The organism is Janthinobacterium sp. GMG1, from assembly GCF_034427795.1.
In the GTDB taxonomy this organism is placed as follows: Bacteria; Pseudomonadota; Gammaproteobacteria; order Burkholderiales; family Burkholderiaceae_D; genus Janthinobacterium.
Genome location: NZ_JAXQNT010000052.1, coordinates 1 through 421, shown reverse-complemented (window position 1 = coordinate 421; position 421 = coordinate 1). Strand labels below are relative to the sequence as shown.

Below are 421 nucleotides of genomic sequence, written 5' to 3'. Positions count from 1 at the left end.
TGACAGCAGCTACCACGAGGGGCAGGAAACCGGGCAGGGAATGGTGCCGATCGGGCGTCCGTTCGCAGGCAGTTGTCTGTATGTGCTCGACGCCGCGTTAGCTCTGGTTGCACCCGGTGTCAAGGGTGAACTGTGCATCGGCGGGCCTGGGGTGGCGCGCGGCTATTTGGGCTTGCCGCAACTGAGTGCCGAAAAATTCGTGCGCGACCCTTATAGCCAGTCGGCAGGGGGCAGGCTATATCGTACGGGCGATCTGGCCCGCATACGCGCGGATGGCGTGATCGAACTGGTGGGGCGTGCCGATAACCAGATCAAGCTGCGCGGTTTCAGGATCGAGTTGGGCGAAATCGAAACGGCGCTGCTGCAAATCGCCGGCATACGGCAGGCGGTGGTGAATGTGTACGAATCGCAGGTCGGCGAG

At 62.5% G+C, this 421-nt stretch carries 1 protein-coding gene; it reads left to right on the top strand.

Annotation, left to right across the window (positions count from 1 at the left end; genetic code table 11):
* A partial coding sequence (locus SJI03_RS28850) for an AMP-binding protein (protein ID WP_322429466.1) occupies positions 1-421 on the top strand: 421 nt, incomplete at both ends.